This window comes from Gracilibacillus halophilus YIM-C55.5, assembly GCF_000359605.1.
Classification (GTDB): Bacteria; Bacillota; Bacilli; order Bacillales; family Amphibacillaceae; genus Gracilibacillus; species Gracilibacillus halophilus.
In genome coordinates this window covers 1-18,396 of record NZ_APML01000030.1, presented here as the reverse complement: position 1 = coordinate 18,396, position 18,396 = coordinate 1, and the positions used below count along the sequence as shown (strand labels likewise).

16 protein-coding genes and 1 pseudogene are annotated in these 18,396 nt (G+C 37.3%); 5 read left to right on the top strand and 12 right to left on the bottom strand.

Going from position 1 to position 18,396, the window contains the following annotated elements:
* Window positions 1-64 precede the first annotated feature (64 nt).
* Both J416_RS08340 and J416_RS08335 read right to left on the bottom strand, forming a co-directional pair.
* A complete protein-coding gene (locus J416_RS08340; protein WP_003468515.1) occupies window positions 65-817 on the bottom strand; it encodes a response regulator transcription factor in 753 nt (250 codons plus the stop codon).
* On the bottom strand, window positions 792-2,522 hold the full coding sequence (locus J416_RS08335; RefSeq protein WP_083875563.1) for a cache domain-containing sensor histidine kinase: 1,731 nt from the start codon (window positions 2,520-2,522) through the stop codon (window positions 792-794). The genes J416_RS08340 and J416_RS08335 overlap by 26 nt, the downstream gene beginning before the upstream one ends.
* A gap of 239 nt (window positions 2,523-2,761) precedes the next feature.
* Between J416_RS08335 and J416_RS08330 the strand changes: the two genes are divergently transcribed.
* The 3 genes from J416_RS08330 to J416_RS08320 are packed head-to-tail and all read left to right on the top strand — an operon-like array spanning window position 2,762 to window position 5,304.
* A complete protein-coding gene (locus J416_RS08330) occupies window positions 2,762-3,556 on the top strand; it encodes an ABC transporter ATP-binding protein (RefSeq protein WP_003468511.1) in 795 nt (264 codons plus the stop codon).
* The gene (locus J416_RS08325) at window positions 3,540-4,295 is read left to right on the top strand and encodes an ABC transporter permease (protein ID WP_003468507.1); all 756 of its coding nucleotides are present in this window, start codon (window positions 3,540-3,542) and stop codon (window positions 4,293-4,295) included. The genes J416_RS08330 and J416_RS08325 overlap by 17 nt, the downstream gene beginning before the upstream one ends.
* A gap of 16 nt (window positions 4,296-4,311) precedes the next feature.
* On the top strand, window positions 4,312-5,304 hold the full coding sequence (locus J416_RS08320) for an ABC transporter substrate-binding protein (protein WP_003468506.1): 993 nt from the start codon (window positions 4,312-4,314) through the stop codon (window positions 5,302-5,304).
* 410 nt (window positions 5,305-5,714) lie between these two features.
* On the opposite strand, the gene J416_RS08315 is transcribed toward J416_RS08320, so the two are convergent.
* The 3 genes and pseudogenes from J416_RS08315 to J416_RS08305 form a co-directional block, all read right to left on the bottom strand.
* The gene (locus tag J416_RS08315) at window positions 5,715-6,134 is read right to left on the bottom strand and encodes a universal stress protein (protein WP_003468504.1); all 420 of its coding nucleotides are present in this window, start codon (window positions 6,132-6,134) and stop codon (window positions 5,715-5,717) included.
* Between the two features lie 100 nt (window positions 6,135-6,234).
* A pseudogene (locus tag J416_RS08310) lies at window positions 6,235-7,697 on the bottom strand (SulP family inorganic anion transporter).
* Between the two features lie 214 nt (window positions 7,698-7,911).
* Entirely contained in the window at window positions 7,912-9,633 is a 1,722-nt protein-coding gene (locus tag J416_RS08305; protein ID WP_003468501.1) for a pyruvate oxidase, read from the bottom strand.
* A gap of 126 nt (window positions 9,634-9,759) precedes the next feature.
* Here J416_RS08305 and J416_RS08300 point away from each other — a divergent pair, with 126 nt between their 5' ends.
* Entirely contained in the window at window positions 9,760-10,881 is a 1,122-nt protein-coding gene (locus J416_RS08300) for a DUF2515 family protein (RefSeq protein ID WP_003468498.1), read from the top strand.
* A gap of 28 nt (window positions 10,882-10,909) precedes the next feature.
* Here the strand turns inward: J416_RS08300 and eutH are convergent, their stop codons facing one another.
* Genes eutH through J416_RS08285 form a run of 3 tightly spaced genes read right to left on the bottom strand, consistent with a single transcriptional unit; the run spans window position 10,910 to window position 13,886 of the window.
* Window positions 10,910-12,058 carry an ethanolamine utilization protein EutH gene (gene eutH / locus J416_RS08295; RefSeq protein ID WP_003468496.1) on the bottom strand — a complete coding sequence of 383 codons (1,149 nt, stop codon included), beginning with the start codon at window positions 12,056-12,058 and terminating at the stop codon, window positions 10,910-10,912.
* Between the two features lie 53 nt (window positions 12,059-12,111).
* The gene (locus tag J416_RS08290; RefSeq protein ID WP_003468493.1) at window positions 12,112-12,939 is read right to left on the bottom strand and encodes an ABC transporter permease; all 828 of its coding nucleotides are present in this window, start codon (window positions 12,937-12,939) and stop codon (window positions 12,112-12,114) included.
* 11 nt (window positions 12,940-12,950) lie between these two features.
* Window positions 12,951-13,886, bottom strand: a complete 936-nt coding sequence (locus tag J416_RS08285; protein ID WP_003468492.1) for a daunorubicin resistance protein DrrA family ABC transporter ATP-binding protein — start codon at window positions 13,884-13,886, stop codon at window positions 12,951-12,953.
* Between the two features lie 91 nt (window positions 13,887-13,977).
* On the opposite strand from J416_RS08285, the gene J416_RS08280 reads away from it, so the two are divergent.
* Window positions 13,978-14,433 (top strand): MarR family winged helix-turn-helix transcriptional regulator, encoded by a 456-nt coding sequence (locus tag J416_RS08280; RefSeq protein ID WP_003468488.1) that lies wholly within the window; start codon window positions 13,978-13,980, stop codon window positions 14,431-14,433.
* 49 nt (window positions 14,434-14,482) lie between these two features.
* Here J416_RS08280 and J416_RS08275 read toward each other — a convergent pair whose 3' ends face one another.
* The 4 genes from J416_RS08275 to J416_RS08260 all read right to left on the bottom strand — a co-directional run bounded on the left by J416_RS08275 (window position 14,483) and on the right by J416_RS08260 (window position 17,422).
* Complete coding sequence (locus J416_RS08275; protein WP_003468485.1) at window positions 14,483-15,139, bottom strand: type 1 glutamine amidotransferase domain-containing protein; 657 nt, start codon at window positions 15,137-15,139, stop codon at window positions 14,483-14,485.
* A 160-nt stretch (window positions 15,140-15,299) separates the two neighbouring features.
* Window positions 15,300-15,614 carry a four-helix bundle copper-binding protein gene (locus tag J416_RS16760; protein WP_476701401.1) on the bottom strand — a complete coding sequence of 105 codons (315 nt, stop codon included), beginning with the start codon at window positions 15,612-15,614 and terminating at the stop codon, window positions 15,300-15,302.
* Window positions 15,615-15,746: 132 nt separating this feature from the next.
* Window positions 15,747-16,133 carry a DUF302 domain-containing protein gene (locus J416_RS08265; protein WP_003468479.1) on the bottom strand — a complete coding sequence of 129 codons (387 nt, stop codon included), beginning with the start codon at window positions 16,131-16,133 and terminating at the stop codon, window positions 15,747-15,749.
* A 56-nt stretch (window positions 16,134-16,189) separates the two neighbouring features.
* Entirely contained in the window at window positions 16,190-17,422 is a 1,233-nt protein-coding gene (locus J416_RS08260) for an MFS transporter (RefSeq protein ID WP_040513213.1), read from the bottom strand.
* Window positions 17,423-18,396: the final 974 nt, after the last annotated feature.

The window sequence follows — 18,396 nt, the reverse complement described above, 5'->3', positions numbered from 1 at the left end:
TCATTAGTATAGCAAACGTTGGTGATTGACCATGATAGAAAAAACAGTGATAAATGTTCAAAAACTAGAGATCATTCTTGATCATTTCAGATGGTGTGATGCCATGAATTCGTTTAAATATTTGGCTAAAATATTGCGGGTTATTGCCAAAACCTAAGTTTTCAGCCAATTCAAATACACGGATATCGTCTTGCGTTTTGATCATTTCAATCGCTCGCTGTGTCCTTACTTCCATAACATAAGTAGAAAACCGTTGACCCATTTCTTTTTTAAATAACTTGCCTAGATAATCGGGATTCATATACAACCAATGACTAGCAATCCATTGTAATGATAAGTCTGGATTCGCCATATGTTTATCAATCAATATCAATATATCTCTTACAATGGAGGAAACTTCAGGTAAAGAGGCACGCATTTTAGACATTTCGTCCCATCCCTCTTTTTTTCTGTCATCAATTACTTCTATTAAAGCTTCCGATATTTGTTCTTCATTGCACGGCTTCAACAAGTAATGACGGACACCGTAGCGCATCGCTTGTTGAGCATATTCAAATTCATTATATCCTGATAGTACGATCCACTTCAGAAATGGATATACGGCGTTACATTTTCTCACTAACGAAATGCCATCCATTCCTGGCATTGTTATATCAGTAATGACGATATCGGGTGGATTCGATTCAATCATCGAACAGGCTTCGATCCCGTTCATTGCTTTGCCAATCAACGTAATACCATGTTTATCCCAATCGACAATCGCTGCTATTCCATCTAAAATCATTCGTTCATCATCTACTAACAGCGCTTTGTACACCTTCGTCTCTCCTTTCTATAGGTAAAGTAATCGTTACAGTGACTCCGCGATGTTTTCCATTAACGATATCTATACCGAACGGAGGGCCATAAAGCATGTTGAGTCGTTCATGAATGTTGCGTAAACCAATACCAGTTCCTTTTGACCGAAATGTTCCTGTAGCCAATTGGGAACGGATGTTAGGATCAATCCCAGGACCATTATCGGAAACCATGATTTGAATTCGCTCTTGGGTTTCTTTTACCTGTAAACAGATCATACAAGGTTCTATCATTTCTTGTAGTCCATAACGTATCGCATTTTCAATGATCGGTTGAATGATAAATTTCGGGACTGTGCTTACTAACAAGTGTGAAGGGATTAGTTTTTGAAATTGAAGCCGCTCTTCAAAACGATACCGCTGAATATTAATATAATGATCGACAATGGCCACTTCTTCTTTTAGTGATATATATGTTTCTTTCATATTAATTGAAGCTCGTAACACATAGCCAAGAGATTCTGCCATTTGCGAGATTCTTTGTTGCCCTGCGATTTTAGCTGACCAGTTCATCGACTCTAACGTATTGTAAAGAAAGTGCGGATTTACTTGTGCCTGCAACGTTTGAAATTCCGATTCTTTCATTATTAATTGTTTTTTATAATTTTCATCAATTAAATCGTTGATATGTTGCATCATTTTATTAAAATTTCTATGCATTTCGCCCGCTTCATCAGTAGGATATTTTTCATTCACACCTTTATTGTAATTATCCATATCTCCAATTTGGACGTTTTGCATTTTTCGGTTCAAACTTTCGATCGGATCTACAATCGTTCCTGTGAATTTCGATCCGAGATAAATCATGAATAAAAAAAGTCCGAAATACGTCACTACAACGGCCGTTCGTGCCTGTGTAATCACTGTAAAAAGATTGCTGTACGGTGTGACAATCATATAAGTCCATTCAAGGAAAGAAGCTTCAGAATATGTGACAAAATATCGTTCTCCAGCGTTTTTTATCATTTGATAGCCTTTTTCATTCATGTGTAAATCTGTTCCAATTATGCGATTTTTTTGTGGATCATTGATAAACATTTGTTTTTGTTGATTATTATAAATCATGAATGTCGTGTCTTCTTTCGCTAGATTGTGGGTTAGATCGTGGATGATGTCATCAATATGAATACGAATAACGATAAAGCCTAACTTCTCTAAGGAAAAATCTAAGTAATCTCGCACCTCTCTTGCGGCAATGAGTGATGTGTCTTCGTTAGAAGGAGGCACCCAACTAATGCCACCACCTTGTTCATTCGTCATTGTTTGAATCGTCTCTAGACGACTAGGCAGTAGATTAATTGTATGATTGCCACTCGCATATTCTCGCATGTTCCCATCATAAACGTGAATCGATGAGACATATTTATTCAAAGCGCCAATTTGCAATAAACGATTGCGTAATTCCATACCGGTGATATATTGTTTATACCCATTGTTGATGTGTTGCAGTTGTTTTAAATAGGATTGAACGTAAGCATCTGTCGCTACTTGATAAGATAAACTTTCCATTTTCTTCAATTCTGCATCAATGGAATTGGAGGATACTTGAATCGACTGGGCAGATTGTCTGTAGATTTCTTGATTGTACAATTGGTAAGCATAGTATAAGGCAGATAAACCACCAATACTAAAGGCAAGCAGAACTAGGGAGGTCAAAATCACCATTTTATACTTTAATCGGATATTTAAAAACAAGGAACGAATTTTCGTTACCAGCGCAGATCACCTCCGTACATACCTATTCCTATAATTTTATTAGATAAACAGAAATGCTATTCATCATGTGAAAATTAATTTAGGCAATAAAATCGCTAATAGTGCTTGACAGATGAAGAATAATTCGATATCTTATATTTAATTCCGATTAAACAACTATGATTTAGAGGGTAGGTTGAATAATAAAAATGACTTTTATAACGCTTGATTCCATACAAAAGCAATTTTTTGATAAAAATAATCAACCACATACGGTACTTGATAATATAAATGTCTCTATTGAAAAAGGAGAATTTGTTTCCATTTTGGGACCCTCTGGATGCGGAAAATCTACGCTACTTTCGATGGTTGCTGGATTAACGCAAGCTACAGATGGAGAAATTGTAATTGATAATGACTATATCGTTAACGGTCCCGGAAAAGATCGAGGAATGGTCTTTCAACAAGCATCATTGTTTCCATGGTTAAATGTTTTAGAAAATGTCAAATTTCCGTTAAAAAAGGAAATGTCAAAACAAAAAGCGTCGGATCAAGCGAAAAAGTATATACAAAAAGTTCAACTCAGTTCTTATCTCGATCATTATACACATGAATTATCTGGTGGTATGCAACAACGAGTCGCGATTGCCAGAGCACTTGCAATGAATCCAGAGATTTTATTGATGGATGAACCATTTGGTGCATTGGATGAACAAACTCGCACGTTATTACATGATCAGTTGGAACAGATTTGGATTGATACAAAGAAAACCGTCCTATTTGTCACTCATAGTATTAATGAATCTATTAAACTATCGGACCGAATATTGGTAATGGGCACACAACCAGGAAGGATATTAACCGATATAAAAGTTGATTTACCAAGACCACGTACCAACTATAAAGAACAAATGTTACGAATTGAAGATGAAATTATGCAATATTTGAAATCAGAGATTGATAAAGTTGTTCAGGAGGAACTCAACAATGAATCCACTCATTAAACGTATCATCTTTATCGTTGTTGTACTAGGTCTTTGGGAATTAGGCTCACAGTTACAGATTTGGTCGGAATTAATACTACCGGCGCCTTCTAGTGTAGGAGTTGCTTTATACGAAGGTTTTGCCAACATGACATTAGTCTATGACTTTGTCGCAAGTTTCCGTCGTTTAATCATCGGTTTGGCGATCGCCTTATTCATTGGCACAAGCATAGGTTTGCTCATCGCTAAATCTAAAACAGCTGATGACACCATAGGTTCAATGTTACTTGCCTTTCAAAGCGTACCGAGTATTGTTTGGTTACCACTAGCCATGATGTGGTTTGGTCTCAATGACAAGGCAGTGATTTTTGTTGTTGTCTTAGGTGGTACATTTGTAATGGCAATGAATGTACGCTCTGGAATCAAAAACGTATCACCTGATTTTATTCGGGCTGCCCGAACGATGGGAGCAAAAGGATTTGATTTATTTATTCGGGTCATCTTCCCTGCTTCCATCCCTTATTTTGTTACTGGAAGTCGACTGGCTTGGGCATTTGCTTGGCGTGCGTTAATCGCTGGGGAATTACTAAGTACGGGACCTGGACTCGGATACACATTGAGCTATGCTTCTGACTTTGGAGAAATGGAATTAGTCATCGGTGTGATGATTATAATTGGTGTTATTGGTTTGATTGTTGATCAAGTTATTTTCCAACGAATCGAGAAATCAGTTGCTAAACGTTGGGGATTAGAATTATAAATTTGGAGGGATAAAGATGAAAAAAGCAATTATATTATTTGTATTATCATTAACTTTGGGATTATTGACCGCTTGCGGAAACAATTCTTCTTCAGCTGAGACGGGTCAAACCGTTCGAATTGGCTATTTTCCAAACATTAATCACGTGCCAGCAATGGTAGCAAAAGCAGAAGGATTTTATCAGGAACAACTAGGTGATGACATTACAATTAAATATCAAACGTTCGCTGATGGTGGAGCGTTCATGAATGCTCTTAAAACTGGAGAAATTGAAGCTGGACTTGTTGGACCAGGACCAGCTATGAATCATTATTCCAATGGTACTGACGTAAAAATTATTGGAGCTGGTTCTACTGGTGGTACGGTTATTATGGCACGAAACGGCAGTAACATCGAAAATCTAGAAGATATCAAAGGAAAAACGTTTATTACACCACGTGTTGGATGCACCCATGACGTACAGTTTGAAACGTATATGAAAGAAAATGGCATTACTTCTGAACGTATCGGTGGTGAAATGGTTCATACAACTGGTAAACCGGCTACCTATGAATCTATGTTTGAATCAGGAAAGGTTGATGTAGCTGTAGCACCAGAACCTTGGGCATCTGTCCTTCAATTAGAAGCAGATGCAGAACCAATCATTGATGAGACAGAAGTATCCTTTGGTACAACATTGCCTGCTTCTGTACTGGCTACTTCAGGAGATTTAATTGAAGAAAACCCTGAATTAGTCCAAAGTATCGTGGATGCTCATAAACAAGCAACAACTTATATCAATGAAAATCCAGAAGAAGCCAAAACACTCGCGATTAATGAGATTGCAGAAGTAACGGGACAAGAATTAAGTAAAGAAGTTATGGATTTAGCATGGGATAATATTGGCTTCACTTATAAAGTGGATGCAGAGACCATCCAAGCATTTGGAGACAGTTCTTATGACTTGGAATTCCTTAAAGAAGAACCTGACTTCTCTGACTTGATTGACACACAATTTATTGAAGAGTAAAAGAAAACCGAGCGTCATTTACGCTCGGTTTTTGTATGGAATCGTAATGGCTTGTTATATAGCGTGTGTTTCAACAGAATATGCTTCAATGAAATAAAATGTTGTATATATTTTACTGGGAAATCACATTCCGATCACGTATTGTTTTCCTTGTAATTCAAGTTTTACCGGGAAAACGATGCCATGCGTCCTGCTGATTTCCCGGTAATTTTCAATTTACAAGGAAATCTAGCAAAAATCATATATCGATTTCCCAGTAATTTGCGTTTTACCCGGAAATCCCTTCTTGATCAATGACAGATTTCCCAGTAATTCGTGGATTACTGGGAAATCGCTCGTTTCTATAAAAATATTTCCGAGTAATCGTTAAAATAGAACGTTATTTTCTATTGAACGAAACGAATCTTCTCTTATTTTACGATCAAAACTGGGCAATCCACTCGCTTGGCTACTTTATGGCTGACACTTCCAAGTACAAACTCTTGTAAACTATTTAACCCTCTACTACCGATAATGACCATATCAAAGTCATGTTGATTGGCATAATCAACGATCGTAGGTCCAGGTTCCCCATGTAAAATGTTCACATGATAAGTAACATTCGCTTCTTCTGCTAACTTACGTGCAATTTTCATCTGTTGCTTTCGAATATCATTGACATCAGAAGAATTCCAATGATTTAATACATCCGTTTTCGCTTTTTTGGCATCGATCACATACACAATTTCTAGTTCGGCGTCTTCATTTGTTTTCGTTATATGGACAGCGTTTTCAGCAGCACGTTGAGAATGTTCCGACCCATCCGTTGCGAGTAATATTTTTTGATACATGTTATAGCCACCTTCAAGAATAGAATTGTTTTGTTTAATAAAGGTATCACAAATAACCCATTGTGAAAAGAAAAAACATTAGCCAGTAATTGGCTAATGTTTAATGTCCACTGGCCTTCGATAGACCACCAATTTGTTCTTTTAATTCATTACTTTCTTGATTTAAACCAGTATACATCACATGAATATCATTTTGTTCAAACTTCATCTCGATTTTGTCTAAAGCACCAATCGCAGAATCATCCCATAAATGAGCATTCGACAAGTCTAATTCCACTTCCTTGACGGAATCATCAAAGTTGATTTGATCCAATAAATCATTCACAGAAGCAAAAAATATTTGCCCGTGAATTTTATATACCTTCTTCGTTCCTTCTACGGCTACGATTTGATGCACTTTCACTTTTGAAATCTTAGCTGCAAAGAAAATCGCACTTAACAGCACACCAGCAAGTACACCTTTAGATAAATCATGCGTAACGACAACGGTAGCCACAGTTATTAACATGACTGCTGCATCTGTTTTCGGAATCCGGTGAAGATTTCTTACCGATGACCAGTCAAAAGTCCCGATTGACACCATAATCATAACCCCGACAAGGGCTGCCATTGGGATTTGTACCACCAGATCGCCAAGTGCAATAATTAAAAACATGAGAAATACCCCGGCGACAAGTGAAGATAATCGGCCACTTCCACCTGACTTCACATTTATCACAGATTGGCCAATCATGCACAACCAGCCATTCCACCGAAAAACCCGGTCACAATATTAGCTATTCCTTGTCCACGACTTTCACGATTTTTATCACTTTCCGTATCTGTCATATCATCAACGATATTAGCAGTCAAAAGTGATTCCAATAAACCAACAATAGCTAGTGCTAATGAATATGGAAAAATAATCATTAATGTTTCCAAATTAAATGGGATGGATGGAATCAAAAAGACTGGTAATTGTTGTGTAATACTGCCTAAGTCGCCAACCGTTCGCGTACCGATATCAGCAAAAATAACTACGGCCGTCACTACGATAATTGCTACTAACGTCGATGGGACAGCATTCGTTACACGTGGTAACAAATAAATAATCGCTAATGTTAATGCAACTAAACCATACATTAACCAACCTTGTCCTTCAAAGTGTTGCAATTGCGACGTGAAAATGAGTATCGCTAACGCGTTGACGAAACCGACCATCACCGAACGTGGTACGAATTTCATCACTCGCGCTAATTTAAAAACACCAAATAAAATTTGTATGATGCCTGTTAAAATCGTTGCAGCAAATAAATACTCCAATCCATGATCAGCAACTAAAGTAACCATTAATAACGCCATGGCACCAGTTGCACCAGATATCATTCCAGGTCTTCCGCCTATAAAAGCAATCACAACTGCAATGCAGAAAGAAGCGTACAATCCTACCATTGGATCGACACCTGCAATGATGGAAAAAGCGATGGCTTCCGGAATCAATGCTAATGCGACTACGATGCCAGAAAGCACATCGCCACGTAAATTACCGAACCACTGCTGTTGTAAATATTGTCCTACGTTCAATAGAGCACCTCTTTTCCTTTCGTTTGTTTGTCTTATTCATCACCGATTTAGACAAAACGAATCATACCATATATGAAACATCTTTCAAAACGACAGGAAAACGCAAACATTTCTTATGTTTGTCCAAATGCTCTATTTTTCTCTAACATACACCCTTACATTCGATAAGGACTATAAATTTGCAGATTTCTTTCATTTTATATCCTACTATTGTTTAAAACAGTCGTTTCATTGTTTTCCCGACATCAGGAAATTCAATATTGCCGTTTGAGAAAAATTCTTTAATCAAATATTCTCCATATTTAACGGCTTGGTCATAAGTAATCTTGCCAGGAAGTGGCGCCATATCTTCCATAACTACATCGATCACTGCTGGTTGATCTGATAAGAAAGCTTGCTTCATTTTATCTTCCATTTCACTATATTTTTCAATGCGAAATCCTTCACCACCACAAGCTCGTGCAAATTCTGCAAAATCAATGCCTTCTAATTCGGTTTCATAATTTAAGTTTCCTTTCGTTTGCTGTTCATACTTGATCATGCCTATCATACTGTTATTTAACACAACCATTTTGACAGGCATCTGATATTTAACCGCTGTGATAAAATCTTGCATCACCATCGTGAAACCACCATCTCCACATATTCCGACCACTTGCCTATCGGGATATGCTTTCTGAGCAGCGATCGCACCTGGTAAGCCTGAGCCCATCGATGCCAAACCGCCAGAAATAATAAAATGTTGATTGGTGAAAGGGAAAAAGCGAGATGTCCACACCGTGACATTCCCAACGTCACACGATATAATCGCATCCTTTTCAACGCATTTTTCTAACGCATACATAATTTGTGGACCATGAATCGGGTCCGAATCATCTTGTTTGATTTCTTGCGCGTGAATATGCCATTGCTTCATTTTTTCTTTATATTGATTGAGAAATGCGTCCGATCGACCGGATTTCACGGCTTTGGTTAATATCGGAAGGACCTCCTTTGAATCACCGCATAAACCTGCAGTTATCGGATAAAATTTGCCGAGATGATCTTGCTTTATTTCGATTTGAATCGCATGGACGTGATCAGGTAAATAATCTCGATATGGAAACGTCGTCCCAATGATAATCAGAAGATCCGTTTCCATCACAGCCTCAAAAGCAGGCTTTGTACCAATTTGTCCATGTTGGCCTAAATTTAACTCATGATAATCAGGAATGGTTCCCTTACCTAACAAACTTAAGACAACAGGGGCTTGGAGTTTTTCAGCGAATTCAATTAATTCTGTTCTTGCATGGCGTGCCCCTTTACCAGCGAGAATGACTGGTTTCTCTGCCTGATTGAGTAATTGTGCGGCTTGATCAATGGTTTCTTGATTTGGCGTAATCACTGGCTCAGCAATTGTTTTACTAGTGGTCATCACTTCTCTATCTTGCTTAACAGTAAATAAATCGTCTGGAACGATTAACACGGATACCCCTTTATAGATATACGCCTCTCGAATCGCCATATGTAACATATCGGGCAATTGTTCGGCTGATTCTGCTCGCTTATTGAACACGGCAACTCCGTCAAACATACGCTCCAAATTAATTTCTTGATGCGAATCAGTACCAACTTCTGTACTCGGTACTTGTCCAACGATAGCCAACACGGGGGCAAAATCTTTCTTGGCATCATATAAGCCGTTAATTAAGTGTGTTGCTCCAGGTCCAGCAATGGATAAGCACACACCTAGTTTCCCCGTTAACTTGGCATATGAGGATGCTGCGAGTGCGCCGATCTCCTCATGTCTCACTTGAATAAAATCCATTTCATCTTCCTTACGACGTAAATCTTCAATAAATTGATTAATCGAATTTCCAGGCATACCATAAATATGATCAACACCGGCTTCCACCAACTGGTCTACCAAAATATTCCCTGTCCGTTTTTCAAACACGTCGAATCACCCCGTCTCTAGATTTCACTTATAGCTTACCCAAAAATTAGTCATAATAATCAAAACACCATTTTCAACGGGTAAATAGCATCAAATCATGAAAGTATGAAAGAAGGTGGAACATCCATGAATTCGAACAAATTTTATGTATACGTAAAGGAATTGACATATGACTTGCAACATTATCGGAGAACACCTGTCAAAACAGAAAGACTATCAACTGATGAGCAGGAATTAGTCCAGCGAATCCACCATTTAACGAGAAAACATAATCAAACAAATATCACACGAACAAATGCTTATCTCAAATTTTATCGAAAACATCCTGACATTCGATGGGCTTTTCTTGCACATATGGTATCTAGAAATACTGGTTGGAATATGACGGATTTGAAAGGAAGCTTACATTCTCGCCTTTTGTCACAAAATGAACAAGCATCCTATTTTCAATTTTTAGAGAGAGGGAATTGGTTGATTTTTCAAGATGCTTATCCGCAGTTACTACTATACGAAGAAAGTATCAAACGACGATCTAACTTTTTTTATCTTTTGCCTTACTTCGGTGTGTCGTTATTTATGGAAGTGCTATGGAATCATTTTTACTTAGAGAAGATTGAACCTTTCATAACCACAGGCTTGATTATTAATGAACAATGCTATATAGAGAAGCGAGTGATTCAACACCGAAATTATCAACAATCTTTACTAGAGACACTCGATTTCCGATTACAAGACTTACTCCATTTAAACCAAATGATTTTTCCGTTACACAAATGCCAATCGATTAGTATGGTAGGTCAAAACGTGCATCACTTCGCTTCATTACATCAACGTATTCTTTTAGGAAAACGTTTGTTGGCACTACTGTTTTCTCAAAATTATTCCCGTTTCATCCATGATTGGGCATTTGCTCACCCGCATACCGGATCACGTCATGATTTTTGGCCCGAACTATTTTCCACTACCGTTGAAGTGAATCAAAATCAATCGTTTCAACGAAAATTAAAAAGAGGAAAAATTATTCAACAAGCACCGCGATTATATAGTCCAACGCTTTCTAAGGCATGGGATAAAGTCAAAGCAAAACCAGCTGAACAAGGAGATTGGTTTACAGATACCAACATCATCCACTATCTCAAGCCTTATAAGAAAAAGATTAAAAACAATATTCAAAAACAGTATTGCAAATCATTAAATCGTCTGGAACGAGCCGTTGTTTTAAAGGAAAAGTTTATGGAAGACAATTAAGTAAATCATTCATTACATCTATAGCTGATCAGTGACTAGCCGCACTTTCCTTACCATGCATAGATGACTGTTCATGCGGATCGATGTCACTTTCATTTACCTTGCTTTTTTGGCGTGTTGTCATTATAGCTAATAAAATAGCACTTATTCCTCCAAATAGTTTTCCTATGATCATAGCAAAAACAACATCTTTATTCACACCTGCAACAAATCCCAGATGCGCACCAAAAACAAAAGCACCACTCACAGCGAATGCTACATTAATGACTTTTCCTCTATCATCCATCTCCTTAAAAATAGAGAACATAGGTATGTTATGTGCTAAAGATGCCATTAATCCTGCTGTAGATCTTTCATTTATCCCTAATAAACGACCGAATGTCTTCAAGGGTTTCTTACACACAAATGATATAAATGCAACGAATGGAAAAGCCCCTGCTAGAAAAACAGCAATCATTGTAACAACTTCCATTCCTTCCATTAACGGTGTCATGTTAGGAATAACTGTAACACCTGTAAATGTTTCAATAGATATAGCTGTTAAACCAATCGTCGCCATAATGTTTATTCCTTTTGCGAAGACCGAAAATCCCAAAATCATTTTATTTGTATATTTCCATAACCCTACAGAGATCACTATAGACAATACAATCGGCGGAATAAGATTTTTAATAATCACCAATAGAGGTATATTTGCAATAATTCCACCAATCAAAGAACCAATAGGCACAGTAATAATACCTAATAAAATCCCCTTAGCAAAAAAAGGGTGATCCTTCTTGTCAATCATACCTACTCCTACAGGAATCGTGAGGACGATGGTCGGGCCCATCATCGTTCCTAAAAATACCCATGCAAACAACTCAGCATCCGCATTTTGAGACATTTCTGTCGCTAATGCATATCCTCCTGTATCGAGAGCTAATATTGTATTGGCAAAAGATGCAGGGTCTGCTCCTACTAGTCCGTAAATAGGTGAAATAAGTGGTGTAAGTATAGAAGCAAGTACTGGTGCTAAAGAAATAATTCCAACTATTGCAAGCGTAATAGATCCCATTGTCATAAATCCATCATCAAAATGCTTTCCTAATCCCCATTTATTCCCTATACATTTATCAAGTGCTCCTAGACAAAAGAAGCCTATGACGATAAAAACAATGATATCATTAATTCCCATTACGATTTCCCCAATTTTATGTTAATACTTTTTGTGTAATACCATGAAAGCTCTTATGCATTTGCTCGTTTAAAGCTAAGTGTAGCAAATAAGACTAATATAGTAGCAAAACCGGCGATGAAAAGGATCTCTTCAACAATCGTTACTTCTCTTCCCCATACAGTAATATTCAACCCCATCGCATCCAACACTGCAGCTTGCGCATTTTCAATATCAATCATGATTTTTTTCATCACATCAACTCCATATGTGACTGGGTTGATTTTTACGATAATATCCATCCATGTTGGCATATTATTCACAGGAAATAAAGCGCCCGACAAAAAGATCATTGGCATCACAAGAATTTGTACGGTTAACTGAAAACCTTGTGTTGACCGTATAAAACTTGCAAATAATAAACCTAATGCCGACAACGCACAAGCAAGTAAAAACATAAATGGAATCACTTGAATCAAAGCAGTCAGTTGGTAGGATAATCCTAATAAAGGAATTAACAAAAATAAGATCATCCCTTGAATGGTAGCAACAGTAGCTGCACCGAACATCTTCCCAACAGCAATATGTACCCGAGAAATAGGAGAAACAAGAATTTCTTTCATATAGCCAAAATCTTTATCTTCAATAACCGACATGGCTGAGAAAATAGATGTCATCAATAACGTCATTGAAACAATGCCCGGAAACACGAATTCAACATAATTGAAGCCTTCACCACCCTCAGGCATATTGCTAGCCATCATCGTTTCCATCGATCCGCTCATGCCACCACCAAAAATGAGCAAAAATAGAATCGGCATCGTAAAAGAACCAAACAACCGTGCGCGATCACGGAAAAACTTTAACAAATCTCGCTGCCAAATGGCGAAAATACCTTCCATCTTACTCCCCCCTATTCTTTCGCTGCCTCAGCAATTTTTCGTCCAGTAAACGCTAAGAACACATCATTTAATGAAGGTTTGCGAATGTTTAACGTTGTAATCGGTATTGTAAAGTTTTGCATAAATGTTGAAATAAACGCATCACTACTTGCTACCTTTAAGTGAATCGTATCTCCATCAACAGTTACTTCTGCTTCTTCTATTTTTTCTTCGATTTCTTTTAGAGTTTGTTCATTATCTTCCGTCTTCAATTCAATCATATCACCACCGAGCTGATCTTTTAACGCTGTCGGTGAATCAATGGCAATGATTTCACCTTGATCCATAATTGCCACTCGGTCGCTAATTTCTGCCTCATCTAAATAATGAGTGGTCAGAAACATCGTAATTCCTTCTTTTTCTTTTAATTTTAAAATATATTCCCAGAGGTGTGCCCTCGTCTGTGGATCTAGCCCAACCGTCGGCTCATCTAAAAATAATACTTTCGGATAATGCAACAATCCACGAGCAATTTCTAATCGACGCTTCATGCCACCAGAAAATGTTTCAACACGCCGGTATCTTTCATCAACTAAGTCAACAATTTCTAATACTTCATGAATTCGCTTTTCTCTTTGCTCTTTCGGTACATGATAAAAACGGCAATGAAGTAACAAATTTTCGTTGGCTGTTAGCTTCTCATCTAATGTATTTTCTTGAAAAATAATTCCTATACTCGCACGTACCGCGTCCTTTTCCTCAGTTGCATCATATCCGTTAATAACAATATCACCAGAAGTTGGCTTTAACATCGTACAAATCATATTAATCGTTGTGCTTTTTCCTGCGCCATTCGGACCTAAAAAACCGAATATCTCTCCCTTTTCCACTTCAAAATCGATCGCTTTGACGGCTTTGACATTTTTATAACTTTTCGTTAGTTTTCTAACAGATATGATGGACTCCATCTCCATTCCCCCACAAATCCGATTAGTTATGTTATAATAACTATTATCATGGTTTACGCACCGAATGTCAACTTTTAATGGAGGTTAGAACATGAATCATTCTGAACAAGATATAAATGAATTGGTCGCCAAGTTGTTATTTATTATGCCACTACTACCCAAAAAACTGATTGGGAGACCACCTGAAATCAAAGATGAGGAATTGCACCCTACTCACTTTCATATTTTGCATCTAATTGAAAACAACGGATCTTTACGGATGAATGAAATTGCCCAAAAGCTATCAATAAAGAAATCAAATGTGACACCATTGATTCATAAGCTAACAGAAAGAAATTTCATTGTGCGTAAAAAATCTGAAGAAGATCGTCGTGTCACTTATATTCAGTTATCAGATGAAGGGGAAACATTCTTGGCAGAAAAAAAAGCGTATTTACAAAAATGTGTCAAGCAACAATTAGGAAAACTAAACGACGAGGAAAAAACAACACTATATCGTGCCATTATAGACTTAGAAGGGGTTTTATCAAAAATAGACGATGAATAAAAACAGTTGACTGCCTTCTCTCATTATAGGCAGTCAACTGTTTATTACATTATGCTTCTAATGCTTCGACGACTTTTTTCGCTGTACTTTGACTGGATTGCGGGTTTTGTCCTGTCACTAAGTTGCCATCTCGAACAGAGTGATCGGACCAGTTTTCATCTGTTTGAAAGTCTGCTCCCTTTTCACGAATTTTAGATTCTAATAAGAACGGCATATGCAAGTCCAATTGCATTTCTTTTTCTTCAGAATCGGTAAATGCTGTTACTTTCTTGTCCTTAACAAGCGGTGTCCCATCTTCATAAGTTACATTCACAATACCTGCTGGACCGTGACAGACTGAACCAATGACTTTATTTTCTTCGGCAAACTGTTGAAGAACATATTGTAGCGTATCATTATCAGGAAAATCAAACATCGTTCCATGTCCACCAGGAAGGAAAATGGCATCAAAACCATTCGCATCTTGTTTCGATAATTTTTCTGTATCTTTTAATTCCTGTTCAGCTTCTTTCCATTCCGCTTTATCTTCAATACTGTTCGGGTCTAAAGCAACTTCTCCCCCCTCAATACTAGTTACTTTTATATGATATCCTTGATCTTTAAACACTATATACGGAACAGCAAATTCCTCTAGCCATAGTCCTGTCTTATGATCATCGGTAATCGTCGTATGATTGGTCACGACCATTAATACGTTTTTTGACATCATGCATTCCTCCTTCATATGTTTTCTACTATTTATTGTAAAAATGAATTCCCTAAATGGTCAAATGTTTGACTCACGGCAAATGACATGAAAGTACTCTAACCAACTTACTTACACGCGTTAAAAGAGGTTCAGGCTATTAACACCCAAACCTCTTTTACTAACCGGCCATATTCCGACAGTTCTGTGCACATTGGCGACAAATTGCAGCGCACTCTTTACAGTGGTCATCTTGCATATTCTCACACTCAGTTGCACATTGTTCACATACCTGAGCACATAGGCCACATAACTGCACAGCAAACGCACTGTTTCGTGACATATATTGCACCGCTTGACCACAAATCTCTGAACAATCATTTAACGTTTGAATGCATGTCACCCTTGCTTGTACATCAGGTTCTTGCAAACAAGCAGTAAAACATTCCTCACATGCTCTTTGACATTGTACACAGGATGTAATACAAGTATCCATATGACTAGGTGAAGTAGATAATACGCCCATTCAAGAGCCTCCTTTCGACCGTTTCACCTCATATCTTTTCCCAATTCACACAATATATGAATACTCGATCTCATTTTTTTAGTCACAATTTTTCGTTTCCACTTAAGAAATACTTTTATCCATACATGTTATCAGACGTTTTTCAATGTCTTCTGCCAGTTCTTTCACAGTTGCATCATTAACCATATCGATTAATGCTGTCGGTCGAGGCATACCCATTTTTGTTTTTTGATTATCTTGATAAACAACCATTTTACAAGGTAAAAAATAACCGACCATTTGATTTTGTGATAAAACACGCTGAGCTTCTTTCGGATTACATACTTCTAATACATGATAAGGTTGCTCAAATGTAAAACCTTTTTGTTGTAATGTATCTTTGATATCAAATTTCCATAAAACGCCAAACTCCTCTTCCATCAAACGTTCTTCAAGTGAGTTCATTGCCTCTTCAATTGATTTTGTCGTTTCAACAGTATAATGAAACATTGTATCCACTTGTCCCATCAATATCACCTCATTTGTATATAACGAAATTCGTATTCTTATCGTTGTAATGTTTCATTCATACGAAAGATAGCGAGTAACCCTGCTATTAGGGGGAGGAAGGCTACCAAACCAATTGCCCAGCCGACCTGAAGCATGTCAGCTATGATTCCTGCTAATAATGCTCCAAAGGCATACCCACTGTCGCGCCAAAATCGATAAACGCCCATCGAAGAAGCTCGCCATTCTGGTTGTGCAACGTCACTAATCGATGCAATCAGTGTTGGATAAACCATCGCAGTTCCAATGCCTAATAAAATCGCTCCGACTATCCATAGCGAATAATGGTGAACGAATAAAATCCCCCATAGAGATAATGCTTGTAACATCATCCCCGTTGCAATCAACCATTTTCGTCCCACTTGATCGCTTATTGTTCCAGTGACTAACTGAAAAATGCCCCAAGCTGCTGGATACACTGCTGTAATCACTCCAATTTGTCCCACAGATAAACCTTGAGCAGCGAAAAATAAAGGAAAGAGTCCCCATGCCATCCCATCTTTTACGTTTGTCGTAAGACCTGCAAAACTTATGCTCGATAAATTGTGATCCTTCCATGTCGTTACATGAAAGACGGTTTTGGTATCCAATGATTCATTTTCTGTTTGCGATTGTTTTTGGATATAATCACTTGTATCTTTAACAAAAAACGATAAAATCATGCCAATTACTACAATGACAATCCCGATTAAAAATGGTTCTGGTCGCAGTGAATACGTCGATGCGACATAACCTGAAAGAATCGCCAGCAACGCTACACCTATATACCCAGCAAATTCGTTACATCCAACCGCTAATCCTCTTTGCGTTGATTTGGCCAGATCCACTTTCATATTAACGGTCATTGACCAAGTCAGCCCTTGATTCACACCTAATAAAATATTAGCTAAAACGATTTGCCACCATGATCCAGCAAAAATGACGATCAATGGCACAAATAGACCAATCATCCAGCCAACGATAAGCACTTGTTTTCGTCCGATTCGATCAGCTAAATGTCCAGCAATAAAATTTATGCAAGCTTTGGAAAAACCGAAGCTAACAATGAAAGAAAGTGCCGCACTCATAGATTTTAGACCGAATTGCTCTTCACCAATAATGGGAAGAATAGTTCTCTCAAGCCCTACCATGGATCCAACAAATAAATTAATGACCACTAATAAAGAGAATTGTAATAAATTCTCTTTGACTCCATATTTCACGTTGTGTTTCAATTCGTCGCACCACCTCATGATTTAGGTTATCCAGTATATACAGAATATACACACAACTACCCATACGGGTATTTAGGAAAGCAAAAAAAGAGAGGGATTTATTACCCATATAGGTATAATAAATGATGGGTACTACTAACGTCAAATATATAGCGCTTATCTAATAGTGATACATATCTCGTTCTAATTATTTTTTATTTCTGTTTTTTTGAATTTTTCGAATGCTGTAGATGATTCTTATACTTGAATTAAGAACTATTAAACTCATGGATACATAGACCAATACTGCATCTCGTGAGAATAGAACCATATAAATGATCGTTCCTGTAGAAAGTATAAATAATAATAGGAAAGCGAATAAACCAACATAGGTATATTTTATTGATTCTTCATTTGTCACAATAGCCCACTCCTATCATAAAACGCTTTCAATCTAATACCGTAGTATAAAATCCGATTTTTGTCATATTTTTAGTTATTATTTCTAATTATCTCATTATATGGTTTTGTGTCAAACAGAACCATTCAATGGAGTCATTTTATGATGCAAACAATTGAACCCAAATCTTCTATTTGCAGGATATAATCATTTACGATGCAAACAGATGTTAGTTCGTTTTCTATTTGAAGCATATCTTCATTTTCCATTCAAACAGCTACTGCCATTTCTTCTGTTTGACTCAAATCATTAAAAAACCATACTCCCAATGGAATATGGCTTGCATCTACATTCATTCTATTGATAAAAAGTACCACCATTTTGTTATGTATGGTGGAGACGGTGGGAAACGCCTAATAGCATTTTAAATTTGGCTATTAGTAGCTAAATTCGTTGATAAATCAACGTTTATCGTTACTTGGTAATTTTATGGTAAACATATAATTTTACTCGAACTGTATCATTTTCTGTATCACGAAAAGCACCTACTTATATGCTAGGTGCTTTTCGCATTGAACTGTCATTTATTACTCTCATACCTCATATTTATCTA